Genomic DNA, 19,945 nt, shown 5'->3' on the forward strand with positions numbered 1-19,945 from the left:
GAGTTTCCGGTAACCGACGCGAAACCCACGGGCAACGGCCGTGAAGCGCCCGCTGCCTAATTTCTGTCAAGCGACAGAAATAGAGAGCAGCGACCTGGAGGCCGAGCCATGGCGACCCCGTCAGCGACAGCTACCGCGACGACGTATCGCGCGCGTGACCATGCCCGTGCCCAGGCGGGCCAAGAGGTGGACGCCATGCCCGTGCTGCCCGCGAGCAGCCTGCCTGCGCCGCCCGAGGGTGTAGCCGCCGAGGACGTCGTCTGGGCCGAGACGGTGGCGGGCGGCAACTACACCCACAAGGTCCTCGCCCGCGGCACCGAGCTGCGGCTGACCGACCTCACCGGCGACGCCTGTGCCCACCTCCTCCTCCACTGCGCCGGCCGTCCCTGGGAGCGGCTGAACGTCGCCGACACCGTCAAGGTGCTCTGGAACGCGTACCTCGGTGAGGGGCACCTGCTGCTCTCCGACCAGGGCCGGGTGCTCGCCTCCGTCACCCGGGACACCTCCGGCCGGCACGACGCCCTCACCGGCACCTCCAGCCTCGCCCGCAACACCGCGCGGTACGGGGACGGCACTCCGCAGTCCGCCTCGCCCGCGGGGCGCGAGCTGTTCACACTCGCCGCGCTCAAGCACGGCCTGACGCCGCGCGACCTCCCCCCGTCCGTCTCCTTCTTCCAGGGCGTACGGATCGCGGAGGACGGCACGGCCGAATTCACCGGCTCCGCCGGCCCCGGGAGAACCGTCACGCTCCGCGCCGAGCAGGACGTCATCGTCCTCCTCGCCAACGTCCCCCACCCGCTGGACCCGCGTCCCGCGTACACATGCGGAAACCTCGGCGTCCTCGCGTACCGGGCCCGGCCCACCGCCCCCGGCGATCCCCTGTGGAATGCCACGCCCGAGGGCCGCCGGGCCTTCCTGAACACCGCCGACCACCTCACCGCCCGGGGGATCGCATGACCGCCACCGCCCGTCCCGGCCGTGTCGTCACCGACGACATCGTCCCCGCCCGCGCCGCCTGGTCCGCCGTCGTGCGCGAGGGACAGCTGCTGACCGTCACCGACCTCCACGGCAACCAGGCCGCCGACTTCCTCCTCTACGACGTCCACGACACCTCCGTGCGCTACAGCGCCCCCGACACCATCCAGGCGCAGGGCTCCGTCTTCCTCACCACCGGCTCGGTGCTGATGTCCGACGCGCACACCCCCTTGATGACCGTCGTCGAGGACACCTGCGGACGGCACGACACCCTCGGCGGCGCCTGCTCCAAGGAGTCGAACACCCTCCGCTACGGCCATCACACCTGGTCGCAGCACGCCTGCGTGGAGAACTTCCTCGCCGAGGGCGCCAGACACGGCCTCGGCAAGCGCGACCTCGTCTCCAACATCAACTGGTTCATGAACGTGCCGGTCGAGAAGGACGGCACGCTGGGCATCGTCGACGGCATCTCCGCCCCGGGCCTGAAGGTCGTGCTCCGTGCCGAGACCGACGTCCTCGCGCTGCTGTCCAACTGCCCCCAGATCAACAACCCCTGCAACGGATTCGACCCGACCGCCGTGCGGATGACGATCACCGAGCCGGACGGCACCGAGGACGGCACGCACGACGAGAACGACGAGGACGGGACCCGATGACGTTCGACACCCTGCTGGTGGCCAACCGCGGCGAGATCGCGGCCCGCATCATCCGCACCGCCCGACAGCTCGGCCTGCGCACCGTCGCGGTCTACTCCGACCCCGACCGCCGCGCCGAGCACGTCCGGCTGGCCGACGAGGCCGTCCGCCTCGGCCCGGCCCCGGCGAAGGAGTCCTACCTCGACGCCGGCCTGGTTCTCGAAGCGGCCAGGAACACCGGCGCGGGCGCCATCCACCCCGGCTACGGGTTCCTGTCCGAGGACGCCGGCTTCGCGCGGCGCTGTGCCGACGCCGGCATCGTCTTCGTCGGCCCGACCCCCGAACAGCTGGAGCTGTTCGGGGCCAAGCACACCGCGCGCGCCGCCGCGCAGGCGGCCGGCGTGCCGCTCGCCCCCGGCACCGGGCTCCTCCCGGACGTCGGCGCGGCCCTCGCGGCGGCCGAGGGGATCGGCTACCCGGTGATGCTCAAGGCGACCGGCGGCGGTGGCGGCATCGGCATGCGGGCCTGTCGTGACGCGGCCGACCTCGCCGACGCCTGGGACCGCGTGCAGCGCGTGGCCGCCGCCTCCTTCTCCTCGGCCGGTGTCTTCCTGGAACGACTGGTCGAGCACGCCCGGCACGTCGAGGTGCAGGTCTTCGGCGACGGGCGGGGCAAGGTCGTCACCTTCGGCGACCGCGACTGCTCGCTGCAGCGCCGCAACCAGAAGGTCCTGGAGGAGGCCCCGGCCCCCGGCCTGCCGGACCGTGTCCGTCGCGCACTCGCCGCCGCCGCCCGGGACCTGTGCGCGTCGGTGGACTACCGCTCCGCCGGCACGGTGGAGTTCGTGTACGACGCCGCCCGCGAGGAGGCGTACTTCCTGGAGGTCAACACCCGCCTCCAGGTCGAACACCCGGTCACCGAGGAGATCTACGGCGTCGACCTGGTCGCCTGGATGCTGCGCCTCGCGCAGGGGGACACCGCGGTCGTCGCCGAACCTCCGGCGCCCTCCGGCCACGCCGTCGAGGCCCGCCTCTACGCGGAGGACCCGTCCCGCGACCACCGTCCCAGCGCCGGCCTGCTGACCCGCGTCGCCTTCCCCGAGGGCGTCCGGGTGGACGCCTGGGTCGAGACCGGTACGGAGGTCACCACCGCGTACGACCCGATGCTCGCCAAGGTCGTCGTCCACGGCGCCGACCGCGCCGAGGCCCTCGACCGGCTGGACGCGGCGCTCGCCGCGACCCGTATCGACGGCATCGAGACCAACCTCGGCCTCGTCCGCACCGCGCTCCGGGACGCCGACGTCCGCGCGGCCGTCCACTCCACCGCCTCGCTCGCGACCCTCGCCGACCCGACCCCGCGCATCGAGGTCGTCGCCCCGGGCACCCTGACCACCGTGCAGGACTGGCCGGGGCGCACCGGCTACTGGCAGGTCGGGGTGCCCCCGGGCGGCCCGATGGACGACCTGTCCTTCCGGCTCGGCAACACCGCGCTCGGGAACGACGAGGGCGCTCCGGGTCTTGAGTGCACCCTCCAGGGCCCCTCGCTGAGGTTCACCCACCCGACGACGGTCTGCGTCACCGGTGCCGCCGCTCGGGTGACGGTCGACGGCGGCCTCGTACCCCAGTGGGAGCCGGTCACCGTCGAGGCCGGGCAGACCCTCGCCGTGGGTGCCCCCGACGAGCGGGGCCTGCGCACGTACGTGCTGTTCGCGGGCGGCCTGGACGTGCCGGAGTTCCTGGGCAGCGCGGCCACGTTCACCCTCGGCCGGTTCGGCGGGCACGGCGGCCGGGCGCTGCGCGCGGGCGACGTCCTGCACGGCGGCGAGGTCCGTACGGAGACCTCCGTCGTCCCCTCGGACGCGCGCCCGGTCCTCGGCCGGGCGTGGCGGATCGGCGCGGTCGAAGGCCCGCACGCCGCCCCCGAGTTCTTCACCGAGGACGACATCCGCGACTTCTACGCGGCGGACTGGAAGGTGCACTTCAACTCGGCGCGCACCGGCGTCCGTCTGGTCGGGCCCAAGCCGCGCTGGGCGCGTACCGACGGCGGCGAGGCCGGGCTGCACCCGTCCAACATCCACGACACGCCGTACTCCGTCGGCGCCGTCGACTACACCGGCGACATGCCCGTCCTCCTCGGCCCCGACGGCCCGTCCCTCGGCGGCTTCGTCTGCCCGGCGACGGTCGTCACCGGGCAGCGCTGGAAGCTCGGCCAGCTCCGCCCCGGCGACACCGTGCGGTTCGTGCCGGTGACCACGGAGGCGGCCGCGCGGCTGCGGAAGGAGCCCGCCGCCGAACCGCGCGCCGACCGCGGCGCCATCGTCGACGGCGGGATCCTCGCCCGCCTGGTGGAGACCGCGGCCCGTCCGTCGGTCACCTACCGGCGGAGCGGGGACGACAACCTCCTCGTCGAGTACGGGCCGATGCAGCTCGACCTCGCCCTGCGCATGCGCGTCCACGCGCTCGCGGAAGCGCTGGCCGGGCGCGGGCTCGCCGGCGTCGTGGACCTCACTCCGGGCATCCGTTCGCTCCAGATCCGGACGGACCCCGACGTCCTGCCGCAGCACGAACTCCTCGACGTCGTGCTGCGCGTGGAGGAGGAGCTGCCCGCCACCGACGACCTGGTGGTGCCGAGCCGGATCGTGCACCTGCCGCTGTCCTGGGACGATCCGGCGACCCGGGAGGCCATCACCCGCTATGTCGCGGGCGTGCGCGACGACGCCCCCTGGTGCCCGTCGAACATCGAGTTCATCCGGCGCGTCAACGGCCTGGAGACGATCGACGACGTGTACCGGACCGTCTTCGACGCCGAGTACCTGGTCCTCGGCCTCGGCGACGTCTACCTCGGCGCGCCCGTCGCCACTCCGCTGGATCCGCGGCACCGACTCGTCACGACCAAGTACAACCCGGCCCGCACCTGGACCGCCGAGAACTCGGTCGGCATCGGCGGCGCGTACCTGTGCGTCTACGGGATGGAGGGTCCAGGCGGCTACCAGTTCGTCGGCCGCACCACGCAGGTGTGGTCGGGCTGGCAGCAGCGTGGCGCCTTCGAGCCGGGCAAGCCGTGGCTGATGCGCTTCTTCGACCGGATCAAGTGGTACCCGGTCGGCGCCGACGAACTCCTGGAGCTGCGTGCGGACATCACCTCCGGCCGCTTCGTACCGAAGACCGAGGACGGCACGTTCTCCCTCGCCGAGTACCAGGCCTTCCTCGCCGCGAACGCCGCGTCGATCGCGGCCTTCCGGGACCGGCAGAGCACGGCTTTCGGCGCCGAGCGCGACGCCTGGGAGGCCGCCGGCGAGTTCGCACGCGCCGAGGCGGCCTCCGAGGCCGCCCCGCCGGCCGCCGACATCGAGGTGCCCGAGGGCGGCCGGCTGGTCGAGGCGGAGTTCACGGCCTGCGTCTGGCAGGTGAACGTCGAGGCCGGCGACCGGGTGTCGGCGGGTCAGCAGCTGGTCGCCCTGGAAGCGATGAAGATGGAGGCACCGGTACCGGCCCCCGCCGACGGCGTCGTCGCGGAGGTGCTGGTGAAGCCGGGCAGCCAGGTGGAGGCGGGGACCGCGCTCGTCGTCCTCGCCGCCGTGGAGACCGCGGAGGTGGGCGCATGAGCGGCACGGTGGAGCGAGTGCGGGCCGCGTACGCCCGTATCGCGCAGGTGGACCGGCCGGAGGTGTGGATCGGTCTCCGGCCGCGGGAGGAGGTGGAGGCGGACGCCGCCGCGATCGACGCGCGCACCGCCGCCGGGGAACGGCTGCCGCTGGCCGGGACGGTGTTCGCGGTCAAGGGCAACATCGACGTGGCCGGGCTGCCGACCACCGCGGGCTGCCCCTCGTACGCGTACGAGCCGGCGGCGGACGCCCCGGCGGTGGCGCGTCTGAGGGCGGCGGGCGCCGTGGTCCTCGGCACCACGAACCTGGACCAGTTCGCGACCGGCCTGGTGGGTACGCGCAGCCCGTACGGCGCCGTCCGCAACGCCGTCGACCCGGCCCACGTCTCGGGCGGCTCCTCGTCCGGCTCCGCGGTCGCGGTCGCCCTCGGCATCGTGGACCTCGCGCTCGGCACGGACACCGCGGGCTCGGGCCGTGTCCCGGCCGCCTTCAACGGCGTCGTCGGCCTCAAACCGACCCGCGGCCTGGTCCCGACCGAGGGCGTCGTGCCGGCCTGCGCGTCGCTGGACTGCGTGACGGTCTTCGCCCGTACGCTCCCGGAGGCCGAACGGGCGCTGTCCTTCCTGGCCGCGCCCTCGGGGCGCGCACTCCCCGCCCTGGAGCAGCGGCGTCCGGGCCCGTGGCGGATCGCCGTCCCCGGTCCCGGGCAGCTCGGCGAGCTGGACAAGGGCTGGGCCGAAGCGTTCGGGTCGGCGGCGACCCGGCTGGCCGACGCCGGTGCCGAGCTCCTGCCCGTCGACCTGGCGCCCTTCACCGAGGCGGCCGCGATGCTGTACGAGGGCGCGTTCGTCGCCGAGCGCTACACCGCCGTCGGCGCCTTCGTCGACGCGCACGCGGGCTCGGCGGACCTCGACCCGACCGTGGCCGGGATCATCTCCCGCGCCCGCGACATCCCCGCCCACCGGCTCTACGCGAACCGGGAGAGACTGTCGGCCCTCCGTACCAGGGCCCTGGCCTCGCTGGGGGACGCGGACGCGCTGCTCCTGCCGACGGCGCCCGGGCATCCGACGCTCGCGGAGGTCGCGGCCGACCCGCTGGGCGCGAACGCCCGGCTCGGCAGGTTCACCAACTCGACGAACCTGTTCGACCTGGCGGCGGTCGCCGTCCCGGCGGGCGAGGTGGACGGACGGCCGTTCGGCGTCATGCTGGTCGGCAGGGCGTTCACCGACGACCGACTCGCCCGCGTCGCGGGTCTGCTCACCGCCCCGCCGCCGCGGCTCGCGGTGGTCGGCGCGCATCTGTCAGGACAGCCGCTGAACGGGCAACTGCTCTCCCTCGGCGGCCGCCTGGTCCGTACGACCACCACCGCACCCGCCTACCGGCTGTACGCCCTGGACACCGTCCCGCCCAAGCCGGGCCTGGTCCGGGTCCGTGCGGGCGGCGCGCCGGTCGAGACCGAGGTGTGGCAGCTGCCGGCCGAGGGGCTGGGCACGCTCGTCGCGGCACTCCCCCGCCCGATGGCCCTCGGCACCGTGGAGCTCGCGGACGGGTCCTTCGTGACCGGCTTCCTCTGCGAGCCCGAGGCCCTCGACGGAGCCCGCGAGATCACCTCGTACGGCGGCTGGCGCGCCGCCCTGCCCTCCCTCGCCCGCTCCGGGGAGCCGGGACCGCGTCCGCCCCGCGGCTGAGCGCTCAGCGGCGTACTTCGAACCTCAGGTGCAGCACCCGGTCGCCCTGGACGCCCACGTGGGGATCCTCCAGGAGCCGCTGCCCGTCGAAGCTGCCGAAGTGGCGCTTGCCCGACCCGAACACCACACCAGTCGTGGAGAGGCCCGGCTCCGTCGTCGCTGTCGGCGGTGAAGCCGTCCACCGACACCACGTTGTGCAGGATCACTGTGCCCCTGGGGGTCCTCAGGGCTTCCGGAGCAGGGCGCGGGGCGTCCACGGATCGGATCGTGCCTCCGCAGAACGGCAGGGCCCCGGACATCCTCACGGATCCGGGGCCCTGACGGTGCGGCATGGGGCGATATCGGCGTGCCTCAGACGGAGTTCCGCGCTGCGGTGGCGTGGCGGCGCATCCTGACCACGACGCCCGCGGCGGCGCCGCCGAGGAGCAGCGCGCCGAGGGCGTACGGGCTGCCGCCGCCGCCCTCCTCCGGGCCGGCCGCCCATCCGAAGCCTGCCTCCACGGCGCCGTTCGGCCGGCCGGAGATCTGGTAGGTGACGGTCTTCAGGATGCGGGGCGGGCACTTGAGGGTCACGGTGTCCGTGCCGGAGACGGCGTCGAGCGGGAGCGTGAACCGACCCACCAGGACGCCCTCCCGGCCACCCGGCAGGAGGTGGAACTTCCCGCCCGCCACCGACTCACCCTTGCCGTACGTCTCCTTGCCGCAGGCGGTGGTGCTGACGGTGACGGTGCTGCCGGGGGCCGCCTTCCCCGGATTGACCCGGACGTCACCGGCGGGCGCGGCGACGGCGGAGGGTGCGGACAGGGCGAGGGCGCTCAGGACCAGGGCGAGCTGGATACCTGTACGTGCGAGACGCATGCTTCTTCTCTCCTTCTGCGGAGCTTTCCTGGCCGGCTGGGCCGCGCGGCGCCTGTGCTGTGCTCCGTGCACGAGAAGATCCCCGCCCGCTGATCACCGCAACGGGAGAATCGCGCGCGATGTCCCCCGGTCGGGGGCTTGATCGTCCTTACCGGTGATCATCACCGCAGGTCACGGCGGCCCGAGAGGCGCTCGGAAACGAATTGCGTCCTGCGCGCGAATGGGTTAGGCAGCCTGGTCACGAGCGTTGCCGGCGCCGGTGCGGTCGTGGGCGGCACCGGTCGCCGAGCGGGGAGTCCGGGGCGCGGTCGTCGGAGCGGCTCGGCGAGCGATGACCGGGGCGCCCCGGGAGTGCGGGTGTGCCCCGGGGCATACGCGCCGTGCGGGCGTGCCCCGGGGCTCCCTGCCGTGCGGGCGACGGGACAGCGGTCAGGCCCGGCCCAGGATCGTCGTCAGAGCTTGCCGCAAGGCCTCTGCGGGATCGGCCGAGGCCCCTTCGGACCGCCACGCGACGAACCCGTCGGGGCGGACGAGGACCGCGCCGTCCTTGGTGACACCGTAGGCCTCCGCCCAGTCCGTGTCGCTCGCGGGAGAGAGCTCCGCGTCGGGCCCGTCGCCGATCCGGTACGCGTCGAGCGGCACCGACAGCTGCTGCCCGACGCCCGTGGCCGCGGTGTGCCACCCGCCAGCGCCGTCCTCCGAACTCAGGAGCACCAGGGACCGCTCGTACAGGTCGAGGGTGGAGATCCGGGTGCCGGCGCGGTCCAGCCACACGTGGGGTGCCCGGCTCCCGGGTTCGCCCGTCAGGCGCAGACCGTCGGACACGACCGGCGTCGTCCGGTCGGTGCCCAGGACGGCGCCCTGCGGGTAGCGGTAGCCGAGCACCTCGTTGAGAATGCCGCCCTTCCTGCCCTTGGGGCCGCCGGCTCCGGGGCCGGGGACGTACCCGGGGTGGCTGTGCTCGACCGACCGCGCCGAAGCCCGGGCGCTCGTCACCTCGGCGACCGGCCGGCGCTCCGCGTCGTAGGACGCGAGCAGGCCGGGGCCGGCCCAGCCGCCCAGTACGGCGGAGAGCTTCCAGGCGAGGTTGTGGGCGTCCTGAATACCGGTGTTGGAGCCGAACGCCCCGGTGGGCGGCATCTCGTGGGCGGCGTCGCCGACGAGGAACACCCGGCCGTCCGCGTACCGTTCGGCGATCCTCTCGGCCGCGTGCCAGGGAGCCCTGCCCGTGATCTCCACATCGAGGTCCGGCACGCCCACGGCCCGCCGGATGTGTTCCCTGCACCGCTCGTCGGTGAACTCCTCCAGCGTCTCGCCGTGTTCGGGGTGCCACGGGGCGTGGAACACCCAGCGCTCCCGGTTGTCGACCGGCAGCAGGGCCCCGTCGGCCTCCGGGTTCGTCAGGTAGCAGACGATGAAGTGCCGGTCGCCGACGACGTCCGCGAGGCCGCGGGAGACGAAGGTGACGCTCACGTTGTGGAACAGGTCGCCCTCACCGTTCTGCCCGATGCCGAGCCGCTCGCGAACGGGGCTGCGCGGGCCGTCCGCCGCGACGAGGTAGTCCGCGCGGATGGTGGTGTGCTCACCGGTGTCGCGGCTCTTGACCTGTGCCGTCACCCCTTCGGCGTCCTGCTCGAAGGACATCAGCTCGGTCGAGAACCGCAGGTCTCCGCCGAGCTCCCGGGCACGCTCCAGCAGGACGGGTTCGAGATCGTTCTGGCTGCACAGGCACCACCCGGAGGGGCTGAAGCGGGCGACGCCGCCGCCGGGGTCGATCTCCTTGAACAGCCACTCGCCGACATCCCCCACCAGGCCGGGCGTCTGCAGGATCCCGTTGTTGTGCGCCAGGACGGACGCGGCCTCCTGGATGGCCGGCGCGACCCCGGCTCCGCGGAAGATCTCCATCGTCCGCAGGTTGTTGCCACGGCCACGCGGATGGATGGAGGTGCCCGCGTGGCGCTCGACCAGGATGTGCGGCACTCCGAGACGCCCCAGGAACAGCGAGGTGGACAGGCCCACCAACGAGCCGCCGACGATGAGTACGGGCGTGCGGTGACCGGCTTCTTCGCCGGCCACGTCGAATCGGTTCATTGTTCGTCTCCGGCGTCACGTGCGACGCGAGTCGGGGATGGGATGCAGATTCATGCCCTTCGGGGAAGGGTCCGCGTGCCGGAGGCACCCGGATGACACGCGGTTCACTCGTCCGCTCGTTCGGGCTCGCGCGCTGTCGGCGCTCCTGTCAACGATCGACACATCACGACCGCGCCGCTTCGGTCACGCAGGTCGTTCCCACCCCCCCACCGAGAAGAGAAGAGGTGTGCCGGATGGCCCCCTCGGGACGCATCTCACAGTCGGCCTTCGACGGCTCCAGGCTCCGGGTGATCCTCCTGCTCGACCTGTACGAAGGAGCTCAGCAACAGTTCCTGGACGCGTACGAACTCATGCGCAAGCAGGTCGCCTCCGTACCCGGCCACATCAGTGACCAGCTCTGCCAGTCCATCGAGAACCCCTCGCAGTGGCTCATCACCAGCGAGTGGGAGAGCGCGCCGCCGTTCCTCGCGTGGGTGAACAGCGAGGAGCACGTCGAGACCGTCAAGCCCATGCACAGCTGTGTCCGGGACACCCGTTCGATGCGCTACAGCATCCTCCGGGAGACCGGTCCCGCCCAGCCGACCTCGCGGACCGCGGGCTCGTCGGGCATGCAGGTGGCCGCCCGCGTGGGCGACGGAGTGGCACGCCACGCCCTCACCTTCACCGTCAAGCCCGGCTCCGAGTCGAAGGTCGCGGAGATCCTGGCCGGGTACGAGTCGCCCCGGGCCCAGGTCGACGAGACCACCCGGCTGCGCCGCACCTCCCTCTTCATGCACGGCAACCGCGTCGTGCGGGCCGTGGAGGTGGAGGGCGACCTCCTCGTGGCACTGCGGCACGTCGCCCGTCAGCCCGAGGTACGGGCGGTCGAGGAGGCCATCAACCCGTACCTGGAGCAGGACCGGGACCTGACGGACCCCGAGTCGGCCCGCGTGTTCTTCACCCGGGCGGCGCTCCCGGCCGTACAGCACGTGGTGTCCAGCCGGCCGGCACCGGCCGACCTGCGACGGCACGCGCTGTACTACCCGGCCAAGGAGGGCTGCGGGATGGAGCTGGCCCGGCTGCTCGCCGACCAGGACCGGGCCGCGTCGGACGACCCGGACAGCCCGGTGTACGGCAGCACCGTGTTCCAGCGCGACGACATCGTGGTGCGCCTCATCGACATCACGGGCGAACTCGACCTCGACCCCGTCGCCTCCCTCGGGCTCAAGGGCACCGAGAAGGCCGCGGAGCTGGAACTCCTCCTCGACGGCGCCGCGATCGGCGTCGAGGGCTCACTGAAGACGGAGCGCAACATCAACCGGCTCCTGTCGCACGCCGACATGCTGCCCGTCACCGACCGCTCCGCGGATTCCTGACGGCCGGTCCCGGCCCCACCGCAGTCGCTCTCCAGCACGTCACTGCCACATCCGGAGGTATCAACCATGCTCAAGCAGCGTCCACGCATCGTGAACCTGAGCGAGACGGAACCCAACCGCAGGCGGGGAGGTGACCTGCGGGCCATGCTGACGCCGGCCACGGTGGGTTCCACCAGCGGCTTCATGGGCCTGGCCATCGTTCAACCGGGCGAGCGCATCGGCGAGCACTACCACCCGTACTCCGAGGAGTTCGTGTACGTCGTCTCGGGCGCGCTGGAGGTGGATCTGGACGGCGACACGTACGCGCTCCGGTCCGATCAGGGACTCCTGATCCCGATCGACGTGCGGCACCGCTTCCGCAACGTGGGCGACGTGGAGGCCCGCATGGTCTTCCACCTGGGCCCGCTCGCCCCCCGGCCGAGCCTCGGCCACGTCGACACGGAGGACACCGACGAGGCCGAGCTCGCCGCCGCGGGCCCGCACCTGACCGTGGGCGACCCGGGACAGGTGTCCGAGCGAAGCGGGGCCATCGAGTGACCCGCCGAGTGGCCGTCACCGGCGTCGGTGTGGTCGCTCCGGGCGGCACCGGAGCGAAGGCGTTCTGGGACCTCCTCGCCGCCGGCCGTACCGCGACCCGCGGCATCACCCTGTTCGACCCGGTCGGGCTGCGTTCCCGCATAGCCGCCGAGTGCGACTTCGACCCGGCGGACCACGGACTGGACCCGGACCTGAGCAGCCACGCCGACCGGTACATCCAGTTCGCCGTCGTCGCCGCCGGGGAAGCCGTCCGCGACTCCGGACTCGACACCGGCACCGAAGACCCCTGGCGCGTCGCCGTCTCCCTGGGCAGCGCCGTCGGCGGCACCACCCGGCTCGAACACGACTACGTCCTGGTCAGCGCGGGCGGGCAACGGTGGGACGTGGACCACCGGGCCGCCGACCCCAAGCTGCACATGGCGTTCTCGCCGAGCACGCTCGCCTCCGTCGTCGCCGAACAGTACGGCGCCCGCGGCCCGGTGCAGACGGTCTCCACCGGATGCACCTCCGGCCTCGACGCCGTCGGCTACGCCTTCCACACCATCCAGGAAGGCCGGGCGGACGTCTGCATCGCGGGCGCGTCGGACTCCCCGATATCCCCGATCACCATGGCCTGCTTCGACGCCATCAAGGCCACGTCACCCGACAACGACGACCCGGAGCACGCCTCCAGGCCCTTCGACAACAACCGCAACGGTTTCGTCATGGGCGAGGGCGCGGCCGTCCTCGTCCTGGAGGAGTACGAGCACGCCAGGGCCCGCGGTGCGCACATCTACTGCGAGATCGGCGGTTACGCGACCTTCGGCAACGCGTACCACATGACCGGTCTGACCGGCGAGGGCCTCGAGATGTCCCGGGCGATCGACTCCACGCTCGACCAGGCCCGGCTGGACCCCACGCTGATCGACTACGTCAACGCGCACGGCTCGGGCACCCGGCAGAACGACCGGCACGAGACCGCCGCCGTGAAGCGGTCCCTGGGGGCGCACGCCTACGACACGCCCATGAGCTCCATCAAATCCATGGTGGGGCACTCGCTGGGCGCGATCGGCGCGATCGAGGTGGCCGCCTGTGTCCTCGCGCTGAAGCACCAGGTGGTACCTCCGACGGCGAACTACGAGACCCCCGACCCCGAGTGCGACCTGGACTACGTGCCGCGCACCGCCCGCCCCCGGAAGCTCAGGAACGTGCTCTCCGTGGGCAGCGGATTCGGCGGCTTCCAGTCCGCGGTGCTCCTGACGGGAACGGGCGGGAGGACACGATGAGCACTGAGCACCCACGGCGCGCGGTCGTCACCGGCATCGGTGTGATCGCCCCCAACGGACTGCGTGCCGACGCGTACTGGAAGTCCGTCCGGGAAGGGCTCGGCGTACTGGACCGCATCACCCGCGAGGGGTGCCAGGACCTGCCCCTCAAGGTCGCGGGAGAGGTCCGGGGCTTCGACGCCTCCGCCCTGATCGAGGAGCGTTTCCTCGTCCAGACCGACCGCTTCAGCCACTACGCGATGGCCGCGGCCCAGCTCGCCCTCGACGACGCCGGCCTCGCCCGGGAGAACCCCGAGGAGCCGTTCGAGATCGGCGTCGTCACCGCCGCCGGTTCCGGCGGCGGCGAGTTCGGCCAGCGCGAGCTCCAGAAGCTCTGGGGCCAGGGTTCCAAGTTCGTCGGCCCGTACCAGTCCATCGCCTGGTTCTACGCCGCGAGCACCGGCCAGATCTCCATCCGGAGCGGGTTCAAGGGGCCCTGCGGTGTGGTCGCGAGCGACGAGGCGGGAGGCCTGGACGGCATCGCCCACGCGGCTCGGGCCGTACGGCGTGGCACCGGCGCGGTGATCGTCGGAGCGGCGGAGGCCCCCCTCGCCCCGTACTCGATGGTGTGCCAGCTCGGATACCCGGAGCTCAGCACCGTCGAGGACCCGGACCGCGCCTACCGGCCGTTCACCGCGGGAGCCTGCGGCTTCGTCCCGGCGGAGGGCGGCGGGATGCTCGTCGTGGAGGACGAGTCCCGGGCCCGCGACCGGGGAGCGGCCGTCCGGGCCGTCGTGGCCGGCCACGGCGCCACGTTCACCGGCGCCTCCCGCTGGCAGGAGTCCCGGGAGGGACTCGCCCGCGCCATCCGGGTCGCCCTCGACGAGGCCGGGTGCGCCCCCGAGGAGATCGACGTCGTCTTCGCCGACGCCCTGGGCGTACCGGAGGCGGACCGCGCCGAGGCGCTGGCGCTCGCCGACGCCCTCGGTGCACACGCCGGCCGCGTCCCCGTGACGGCGCCCAAGACGGGCATCGGCCGTGCCTACTGCGGGGCGCCCGTCCTGGACACCGCCGCCGCGGTCTTCGCGATGGAGCACGGCGTGGTCCCCCCCACCCCCAACGTGTTCGACATCTGCCACGACCTCGATCTGGTGATGTCCCGCGCTCGCCCCGCCGAGCTGCGCACGGCCCTGGTCCTCAGCCGGGGACTCATGGGATCCAACGCGGCGCTGGTCGTGCGCCGCGGCGACGACACCGCCCGGTAGGACCGGGCGGGAAGGAGAGCACAGATGATCACCACCGCACTGACCTTCGACGAACTCGCCGCGCTGATGAAGCAGGCGGCCGGCGTCACCGTCGACGCCCGTGAGCTGGAGAAGGCGCCGGACGCGCCGTTCGCCACCCTCGGCGTCGACTCGCTCGGCCTGCTCGGCATCGTCGGCGAGCTGGAGAACCGGTACGGCGTGGCGCTGCCGACGGACGCGGAGCGCTGCAAGACGCCCGCCGAGTTCCTCGGCCTGGTCAACAACGCCCTGAAGACGGGAGTCTGACGTTGTCCGGTCACACTGACAACAGCATCACCATCGACGCCCCGCTCGACCTCGTCTGGGACATCACCAACGACATCGAGAACTGGCCGAACCTCTTCAGCGAGTACGCCTCCCTCGAGGTGCTCTCCCGGGAGGGCGACTCCACGACCTTCCGCCTGACCATGCACCCGGACGAGTCCGGGAAGGTCTGGAGCTGGGTGTCGGAGCGCACCGTCGACCGCGCCGGGCGGACCGTCCGTGCCCGCCGCGTCGAGACCGGCCCGTTCGACCACATGGACATCCGGTGGGAGTACGAGGAGACACCGGCCGGCGTCCACATGCGGTGGGTGCAGGACTTCGCGATGAAGCCCGAGGCTCCGGTCGACGACGCCTGGATGACCGACAACATCAACCGCAACTCGCGCACCCAGATGGCCCTGATCCGGGACCGCATCGAGCAGGTCGCCCGCGACCGCCGGAGCGCCCCGGTCCTGCCGGGCTGACCGCACGCGGACGCGCGCACCCGCGCGTCCGCGGCGCACACCCGCACTCCCCCGCACTCCCAGGAAGGAAGGTCAATGCACCACGCTCTGATCGTCGCCCGCATGGCGCCCGGTTCGGCGCCGGCGATCGCCGACGTGTTCGCCGCCTCCGACCGCGGTGAACTCCCGCATCTGGTGGGCGTCACCCGGCGTCGCCTGTTCCAGTTCGGCGACGTGTACCTGCACCTCATCGAGTCGGAGCAGGACCCGGCGCCGGCCATCGCGAAGCTGACCGGACACCCGGAGTTCCGGGACGCCAGCGAGAAGCTGTCGGCGTACGTCAGCGCGTACGACCCGCAGACGTGGCGGAGCCCCAAGGACGCCATGGCGCAGTGCTTCTACAGCTGGGAGCGGGACGCACGTTCCTGATCGTCCCGAGAGCACGCACGGCAGGGAAAACCCGAGGCCGCCCGCCCCGCGATCGACGCGGAGCGGGCGGCCTGGGGTTTGTCCGGCGCCTCCGTCAGACGGGAACAGTGCACTCGAAGGCGTGGAGGTACGCGTTGACCGGCCGGATCTCGCCGATCACGAGACCCGCGTCCGTGAGCCGGTCGACCATGCTCTGCCGGGTGTGCTTCGCACCGCCGACGTTGAGGAGCAGCAGCAGGTCCATCGCGGTCGTGAACCTCATCGACGGCGTGTCGTCCACGAGGTTCTCGATGACGACGACCCGGGCACCGGGGCGCGCCGCCCTCCGGACGTTGGCGAGCGCCCTGCGGGTGCTGTCGTCGTCCCACTCCAGGATGTTCTTGATGATGTACACGTCCGCCTGGACCGGGATGTCCTCACGGCAGTCGCCGGCCACGACACGGACCCGGGAGCTCAGCTCGCCGCCGTCCCGCAGGCGCGGGTCGGCGTTCTCCACCACCCCGGGGAGGTCGAGCAGCGTGCCGTTCAGGGTGGGGTGCCGCTCCAGCAGACTCGCCAGGACGTGCCCCTGACCGCCTCCGATGTCGGCGACGGAGGAGGCCCCCCGCAGGTCGAGCAGGTCGGCGACGTCCCGGGCGGACTGCTGGCTCGATGTGGTCATGGCCCGGTTGAACACGTACGCGGACTCGGGCGCCTCCTCGTTGAGGTACGTGAAGAACTCCTTCTCGTACACGTCCTCGAAGGCGTTGCGGCCGGAGCGCACGGCCTCGTCGAGCTTCGGCCACACGTCCCACGTCCACGGCTCCGTGCACCACAGGGCGATGTACCGGAGGCTGTGCGGGTCGTCCTCGCGCAGCAGTCGGGACATCTCCGTGTGGGCGAACGTGCCGTCGGGGTTCTCCGTGAAGACGCCCTGGCAGGCCAGTGCGCGCAGCAGGCGCCGCAGTGTCCGCGGCTGGGTCCGCACCGCGGCCGCCAGGTCCTCCACGGTCATGGGCGTGTCGTCCAGCGCGTCCGCCACACCGAGGCGGACGGCCGCGCGGACGGCGGCGGCGCACGCCGCCCCGAACACGAGCTCCCTGAGCCGCATGGGTGGCGGCGGAGCCGGCTCGACAGTCGGGGGAACCGGATCAACAGTCGTCATCTGTCGCCTTGTCTGTGCTGTGGTGCCGTGGGTGGGGAAGGGGAGCCGACCGTCAGCACATGCCCGCGGGCTCGGAGACCCCGCAGGTGTTGCCACGGAAGGTGTTGCCCGTGCCGGTGTCCCGGTTGGCGAGGTCGGCCGAGCCGTTGCGGAGTACGACGTTGTCGCGGATCTCGTTGCGCTCGTTGAGGGCGCCGACGAAGCTCTTGAAGAGCACGATGCCGCCGGACAGCGGCGAGGCACCGACGTTGTCCACGATCCTGTTCTCGGCCACCAGCGTCTCCTCGGCGCCGGTGAGGACGATTCCCGAGCCCTGCAGGAAGGGCAGTCGGGGGGTCTTGGGGCAGAGCTTGTTGTTGGCGTGGATGTTGTTCCCGCGCAGGGTCATCGCCCCGGCGCGCGGCGTGGACTCGTCGCCCACCACGAACACGGCGGCGCAGTTCCCGGTCGCGTCGTTGCGCTCGACGGTCAGGTTCCGCAGGCGCCGCACGGTGAGGCCGATCCGGTTGCCGGAGACGCGGTTGTGGCTGATCACCGTCCCCTGGGTGTCGACGGCGCCCGCCTCGGTGTCGGTGGTGTTGGAGACGAACAGGCCGGCGTCGGCGTTGTCCCGGGCGACGTTGTGGGTCAGCACGCTGCGTACGGACCGCTCCAGGGCGATGCCCCAGTTGCCGTTCTTCTCGGCGGTGACCCGGTGGATCTTCAGCCGGTCGGTCCGTGACGCCCACAGGCCGTTCTTGGTGAAGCCCTGGAGCGTCAGCGAGCGCACGGTGACGCCCTCGACGGGCCGGGCGGCCGTGCCGGTCACGCAGAGTCCGTGGCCGGCCTTGGCGCAGGTGTCGTCGGCGGCGGCCTCGCCGGGCACGAGGACGGTGGGGAAGACGGTCGAGCCCCGCAGGGTGAGGTTCGACGTGGTGATGCGGACGCTCTCGCGGTAGGTGCCCGGAGAGAGGACAACCGTGTCCCCGGGCCTCGCGGCGTCCACTGCTTTCTGGATCGATTCGCCGAGCTTGACCCGGTGCACCGTCCGGTGGGCTGCCGCCGGAGCGGCGGCCCCCATCCCCGAGACCACGAGGGTCACGGTGCACGCCAGGTAGGCGATCTGTCGTCTGGTCATACGGCGAAGCTATGAGCGGGTCTTCGGGCCCGCCACCGCTGATCGTCCAGGCGGACCTAGGCATACCTCCCTGGGGTCCACACGATGGGCGTGGCGCGCGGGTCCTGGCGGCAAACGCCGCTCCGCCGTGGATCATGGGGCCGCCGGGGGCGCCTCTTCGGCGCGGCGGGCAGGGAAGGGGTTCGGATGCGCAAGTGGTGGCCTCTGGTGGCGATCTGTCTGGGCACCTTCATGCTTCTGGTGGACGTCACGATCGTGACGGTGGCGCTGCCCTCGATGGCGGCGGACCTCGACACCTCCCTCTCCGATGTGGAGTGGGTGGTCGACGTCTACGCCCTGGCGCTGGCGTCGCTGCTGCTGGGCGTCGGTTCCCGCGCCGACCGGGTCGGCCGCAGGAAGGTGTATCTCGTCGGGCTGATCGTCTTCACCGCGGCCTCGGTGGTGTGCGCGGTCGCCCCGAACGCGGGTGTGCTGATCGGCGCCCGGGCGGTGCAGGGACTGGGCGCCGCAGGGATGTTCGGTACGACGATCGCCCTCCTTGGCATGCACTACGGCGGCCGGGAGCGGGGTGTGGCCTTCGCGGTGTGGGGCGCCACCAACTCGGTCGCCGCGGCGGCCGGGCCGATGGTCGGCGGACTCCTCACCCAGTACCTGGACTGGCGGTGGATCTTCTTCGTCAACCTGCCGGTCTGCCTGGTCGCCGTCGTGCTGACGCTGCGCTCGGTGCGCGAGGCCAAGGGCCAGGGCCGGCAGCGTGCCGACGTCCTCGGCGTGGTCACCTTCACCGTGGCGAGCGGGGCCCTGACGTTCGGGCTGATCCGAGCCCACTCCGACGGCTGGGCGGCACCCTTCACCCTCGGCCTGTTCGCCGTGGCGGCCGTCGCCCTCGCCCTCTTCGTCGTGGTCGAGACGAGGCACGAGCACCCCGTCCTCGACCTGTCGCTGTTCCGCAGGCCGTCGTTCACCGGCATCATGATCGGCGCGCTGTTCCTGCAGGGCGCCGCGTTCGCGTATCTGCTGTTCGAGTCGCTGTGGATGCAGTCCGTACTGGGGTACGAGCCCGTCGAAGCAGGTCTGTACATCCTGCCCATGTGCGCCTCCGCGTTCCTCGCCTCGGCGCTCGCGGGCCGCTTCGGCCCCTGGCCGCCCCGGGCGTCCATCGGCGGAGGGCTGGCACTCATCGCCCTGGGCTCCGGAATGCAGGCCACCCTCGACGCGGGGTCTTCGGGCGGCAGCCTCGTGGCGGGACTCGTCGTCGCCGGTCTGGGGGTCGGGCTGGTGACGCCGAGTCTGCCGGCGGCGGCCCTGGCCACGGTGCCGCCGGAGCGCGGAGGCATGGTCGGCGGTGCGGTCAACACCTTCCGCCAGCTGGGCTTCGCCTTGGGGATCGCCGTGTTCGGCCTGATCTTTCAGTCGCGGATCGAGCGTGTGCTCACGGCCGACGGCGGCGTACCGGACCCGCACGGGACGGCCGCCGCTCTGAGCGGCGGACAGGCGCGGTCGATCGTCGGCGGCTGGCCGGAAGGCGAGCGCGCCGAGATGGCGCATCTGGTACGTGAGGCGTTCGCATCCGGCCTCAACGCGGTGCTGGTCGTGGCGGCGGCCTTGGGGGCGGTGGCCTCGCTGCTCGTCGTCGCGACGGTACGCGTCCCGACGGCCGGCGACGCGCGGCACGAGCCGGAAGCGGGCGCGGGCCCGCGCGGTCAGGAGACGCGAGCGGACGCCGCTCTGTAGGACTCGGCCAGGCGTGGCGCGCGGCGTGGCGCGACCGCTGCCGCGTGTCCGCGCGTCGGCGGACGGCCGCGACCTCGGCCCTGATCCTCGGAGACCGGCGACGGAGCCGAGATGCGGCTGATCTCCCCTCGGGCGTAAGGACGTTGACGTCACGTCAGGGCCGATCATACACACGGATGTTTGGGTGCAAGTCGGTTGAGCCCGGCGCGGACATGGAGGTTCATTCCGGGCGGTGGACGGCTCTTGACGGTGCTTTGGCGGTGTGCCAATCTCTCGACAGGTCTGGACCAATGGTCTTCATCGGGCGGGCCCGGAGATACCAGACGCCTCGGGGCGATCCTGGTATGTCCGGCGGCCCTGACCAGTCACGACCGCGACCGGTCCCCGGGGGGTGGACCCACGTCGTACGGCAGCCGGAGTCTTGACCGAACCCGGCCGCCACAGAACGCCGTCGGCGTCCGAAGCACCGACTCGCTGTAGCGCGTGCCCCACGCCGCGCCCGTACGTTCCCCCGCGCTGCTC

At 72.4% G+C, this 19,945-nt stretch carries 16 protein-coding genes and 1 pseudogene; 12 read left to right on the forward strand and 5 right to left on the reverse strand.

The features are described 5' to 3' along the window. Positions 1-108: 108 nt before the first annotated feature. From ACIP8Z_RS07725 to atzF, 4 genes are read left to right on the forward strand one after another with little or no spacing between them, the layout of a single operon-like run. Positions 109-957 carry an urea amidolyase associated protein UAAP1 gene (locus ACIP8Z_RS07725; protein WP_402080055.1) on the forward strand — a complete coding sequence of 283 codons (849 nt, stop codon included), beginning with the start codon at positions 109-111 and terminating at the stop codon, positions 955-957. Continuing rightward, the gene (locus tag ACIP8Z_RS07730; protein ID WP_402080057.1) at positions 954-1,631 is read left to right on the forward strand and encodes an urea amidolyase associated protein UAAP2; all 678 of its coding nucleotides are present in this window, start codon (positions 954-956) and stop codon (positions 1,629-1,631) included. Before ACIP8Z_RS07725 ends, ACIP8Z_RS07730 begins: the two co-directional genes overlap by 4 nt. Next, a complete protein-coding gene (gene uca, locus ACIP8Z_RS07735; RefSeq protein ID WP_402080060.1) occupies positions 1,628-5,215 on the forward strand; it encodes an urea carboxylase in 3,588 nt (1,195 codons plus the stop codon). The genes ACIP8Z_RS07730 and uca overlap by 4 nt, the downstream gene beginning before the upstream one ends. Continuing rightward, positions 5,212-6,903, forward strand: a complete 1,692-nt coding sequence (atzF, locus tag ACIP8Z_RS07740) for an allophanate hydrolase (RefSeq protein ID WP_402080062.1) — start codon at positions 5,212-5,214, stop codon at positions 6,901-6,903. Before uca ends, atzF begins: the two co-directional genes overlap by 4 nt. Positions 6,904-6,907: 4 nt before the next feature. On the opposite strand, the pseudogene ACIP8Z_RS07745 reads toward atzF, so the two are convergent. The 3 genes and pseudogenes from ACIP8Z_RS07745 to ACIP8Z_RS07755 form a co-directional block, all read right to left on the reverse strand. Then, positions 6,908-7,033: pseudogene (locus ACIP8Z_RS07745) on the reverse strand (dihydrofolate reductase); the annotation flags it as partial. A 221-nt stretch (positions 7,034-7,254) separates the two neighbouring features. After that, on the reverse strand, positions 7,255-7,761 hold the full coding sequence (locus tag ACIP8Z_RS07750; RefSeq protein WP_402080063.1) for a sortase: 507 nt from the start codon (positions 7,759-7,761) through the stop codon (positions 7,255-7,257). Positions 7,762-8,190: 429 nt separating this feature from the next. After that, complete coding sequence (locus ACIP8Z_RS07755) at positions 8,191-9,852, reverse strand: FAD-dependent oxidoreductase (protein WP_402080065.1); 1,662 nt, start codon at positions 9,850-9,852, stop codon at positions 8,191-8,193. A gap of 233 nt (positions 9,853-10,085) precedes the next feature. Between ACIP8Z_RS07755 and ACIP8Z_RS07760 the strand changes: the two genes are divergently transcribed. The 7 genes from ACIP8Z_RS07760 (at position 10,086) to ACIP8Z_RS07790 (ending at position 15,428) form a co-directional block, all read left to right on the forward strand. After that, positions 10,086-11,207, forward strand: coding sequence for a SchA/CurD-like domain-containing protein (locus ACIP8Z_RS07760; protein WP_402080067.1), 1,122 nt, complete (start codon positions 10,086-10,088; stop codon positions 11,205-11,207). Between the two features lie 66 nt (positions 11,208-11,273). Then, the gene (locus ACIP8Z_RS07765; RefSeq protein WP_402080068.1) at positions 11,274-11,744 is read left to right on the forward strand and encodes a cupin domain-containing protein; all 471 of its coding nucleotides are present in this window, start codon (positions 11,274-11,276) and stop codon (positions 11,742-11,744) included. Next, entirely contained in the window at positions 11,741-13,009 is a 1,269-nt protein-coding gene (locus ACIP8Z_RS07770; RefSeq protein ID WP_402080070.1) for a beta-ketoacyl-[acyl-carrier-protein] synthase family protein, read from the forward strand. The genes ACIP8Z_RS07765 and ACIP8Z_RS07770 overlap by 4 nt, the downstream gene beginning before the upstream one ends. Then, positions 13,006-14,253 (forward strand): ketosynthase chain-length factor, encoded by a 1,248-nt coding sequence (locus tag ACIP8Z_RS07775; protein ID WP_402080073.1) that lies wholly within the window; start codon positions 13,006-13,008, stop codon positions 14,251-14,253. Before ACIP8Z_RS07770 ends, ACIP8Z_RS07775 begins: the two co-directional genes overlap by 4 nt. 24 nt (positions 14,254-14,277) lie before the next feature. Then, positions 14,278-14,538: an acyl carrier protein gene (locus ACIP8Z_RS07780; protein WP_266972326.1), complete on the forward strand. Its 261-nt coding sequence runs from the start codon at positions 14,278-14,280 to the stop codon at positions 14,536-14,538. A gap of 2 nt (positions 14,539-14,540) precedes the next feature. Beyond that, positions 14,541-15,020 carry an SRPBCC family protein gene (locus ACIP8Z_RS07785; RefSeq protein WP_402080075.1) on the forward strand — a complete coding sequence of 160 codons (480 nt, stop codon included), beginning with the start codon at positions 14,541-14,543 and terminating at the stop codon, positions 15,018-15,020. A 75-nt stretch (positions 15,021-15,095) separates the two neighbouring features. Next, entirely contained in the window at positions 15,096-15,428 is a 333-nt protein-coding gene (locus ACIP8Z_RS07790; RefSeq protein WP_319316627.1) for a TcmI family type II polyketide cyclase, read from the forward strand. Between the two features lie 94 nt (positions 15,429-15,522). Here the strand turns inward: ACIP8Z_RS07790 and ACIP8Z_RS07795 are convergent, their stop codons facing one another. Beyond that, positions 15,523-16,572 (reverse strand): methyltransferase, encoded by a 1,050-nt coding sequence (locus tag ACIP8Z_RS07795; protein WP_402080077.1) that lies wholly within the window; start codon positions 16,570-16,572, stop codon positions 15,523-15,525. A 52-nt stretch (positions 16,573-16,624) separates the two neighbouring features. Continuing rightward, positions 16,625-17,689 carry a nitrous oxide reductase family maturation protein NosD gene (locus ACIP8Z_RS07800; protein ID WP_402080079.1) on the reverse strand — a complete coding sequence of 355 codons (1,065 nt, stop codon included), beginning with the start codon at positions 17,687-17,689 and terminating at the stop codon, positions 16,625-16,627. Positions 17,690-17,875: 186 nt separating this feature from the next. On the opposite strand from ACIP8Z_RS07800, the gene ACIP8Z_RS07805 reads away from it, so the two are divergent. Then, positions 17,876-19,423 carry an MFS transporter gene (locus ACIP8Z_RS07805; RefSeq protein ID WP_402080081.1) on the forward strand — a complete coding sequence of 516 codons (1,548 nt, stop codon included), beginning with the start codon at positions 17,876-17,878 and terminating at the stop codon, positions 19,421-19,423. Positions 19,424-19,945: the final 522 nt, after the last annotated feature.

Source organism: Streptomyces sp. NPDC088553, from assembly GCF_044752965.1.
In the GTDB taxonomy this organism is placed as follows: Bacteria; Actinomycetota; Actinomycetes; order Streptomycetales; family Streptomycetaceae; genus Streptomyces.

Excerpts from the sequence above, each read along its gene's own strand:
- ACIP8Z_RS07725 (WP_402080055.1), top strand. The coding sequence starts at position 109 with ATGGCGACCCCGTCAGCGACAGCTACCGCGACGACGTATCGCGCGCGT.
- ACIP8Z_RS07730 (WP_402080057.1), top strand. The coding sequence starts at position 954 with ATGACCGCCACCGCCCGTCCCGGCCGTGTCGTCACCGACGACATCGTC.
- uca (WP_402080060.1), top strand. The coding sequence starts at position 1,628 with ATGACGTTCGACACCCTGCTGGTGGCCAACCGCGGCGAGATCGCGGCC.
- atzF (WP_402080062.1), top strand. The coding sequence starts at position 5,212 with ATGAGCGGCACGGTGGAGCGAGTGCGGGCCGCGTACGCCCGTATCGCG.
- ACIP8Z_RS07750 (WP_402080063.1), bottom strand. The coding sequence starts at position 7,761 with ATGCGTCTCGCACGTACAGGTATCCAGCTCGCCCTGGTCCTGAGCGCC.
- ACIP8Z_RS07755 (WP_402080065.1), bottom strand. The coding sequence starts at position 9,852 with ATGAACCGATTCGACGTGGCCGGCGAAGAAGCCGGTCACCGCACGCCC.
- ACIP8Z_RS07760 (WP_402080067.1), top strand. The coding sequence starts at position 10,086 with ATGGCCCCCTCGGGACGCATCTCACAGTCGGCCTTCGACGGCTCCAGG.
- ACIP8Z_RS07765 (WP_402080068.1), top strand. The coding sequence starts at position 11,274 with ATGCTCAAGCAGCGTCCACGCATCGTGAACCTGAGCGAGACGGAACCC.
- ACIP8Z_RS07775 (WP_402080073.1), top strand. The coding sequence starts at position 13,006 with ATGAGCACTGAGCACCCACGGCGCGCGGTCGTCACCGGCATCGGTGTG.
- ACIP8Z_RS07780 (WP_266972326.1), top strand. The coding sequence starts at position 14,278 with ATGATCACCACCGCACTGACCTTCGACGAACTCGCCGCGCTGATGAAG.
- ACIP8Z_RS07790 (WP_319316627.1), top strand. The coding sequence starts at position 15,096 with ATGCACCACGCTCTGATCGTCGCCCGCATGGCGCCCGGTTCGGCGCCG.
- ACIP8Z_RS07795 (WP_402080077.1), bottom strand. The coding sequence starts at position 16,572 with ATGACGACTGTTGATCCGGTTCCCCCGACTGTCGAGCCGGCTCCGCCG.
- ACIP8Z_RS07800 (WP_402080079.1), bottom strand. The coding sequence starts at position 17,689 with ATGACCAGACGACAGATCGCCTACCTGGCGTGCACCGTGACCCTCGTG.
- ACIP8Z_RS07805 (WP_402080081.1), top strand. The coding sequence starts at position 17,876 with ATGCGCAAGTGGTGGCCTCTGGTGGCGATCTGTCTGGGCACCTTCATG.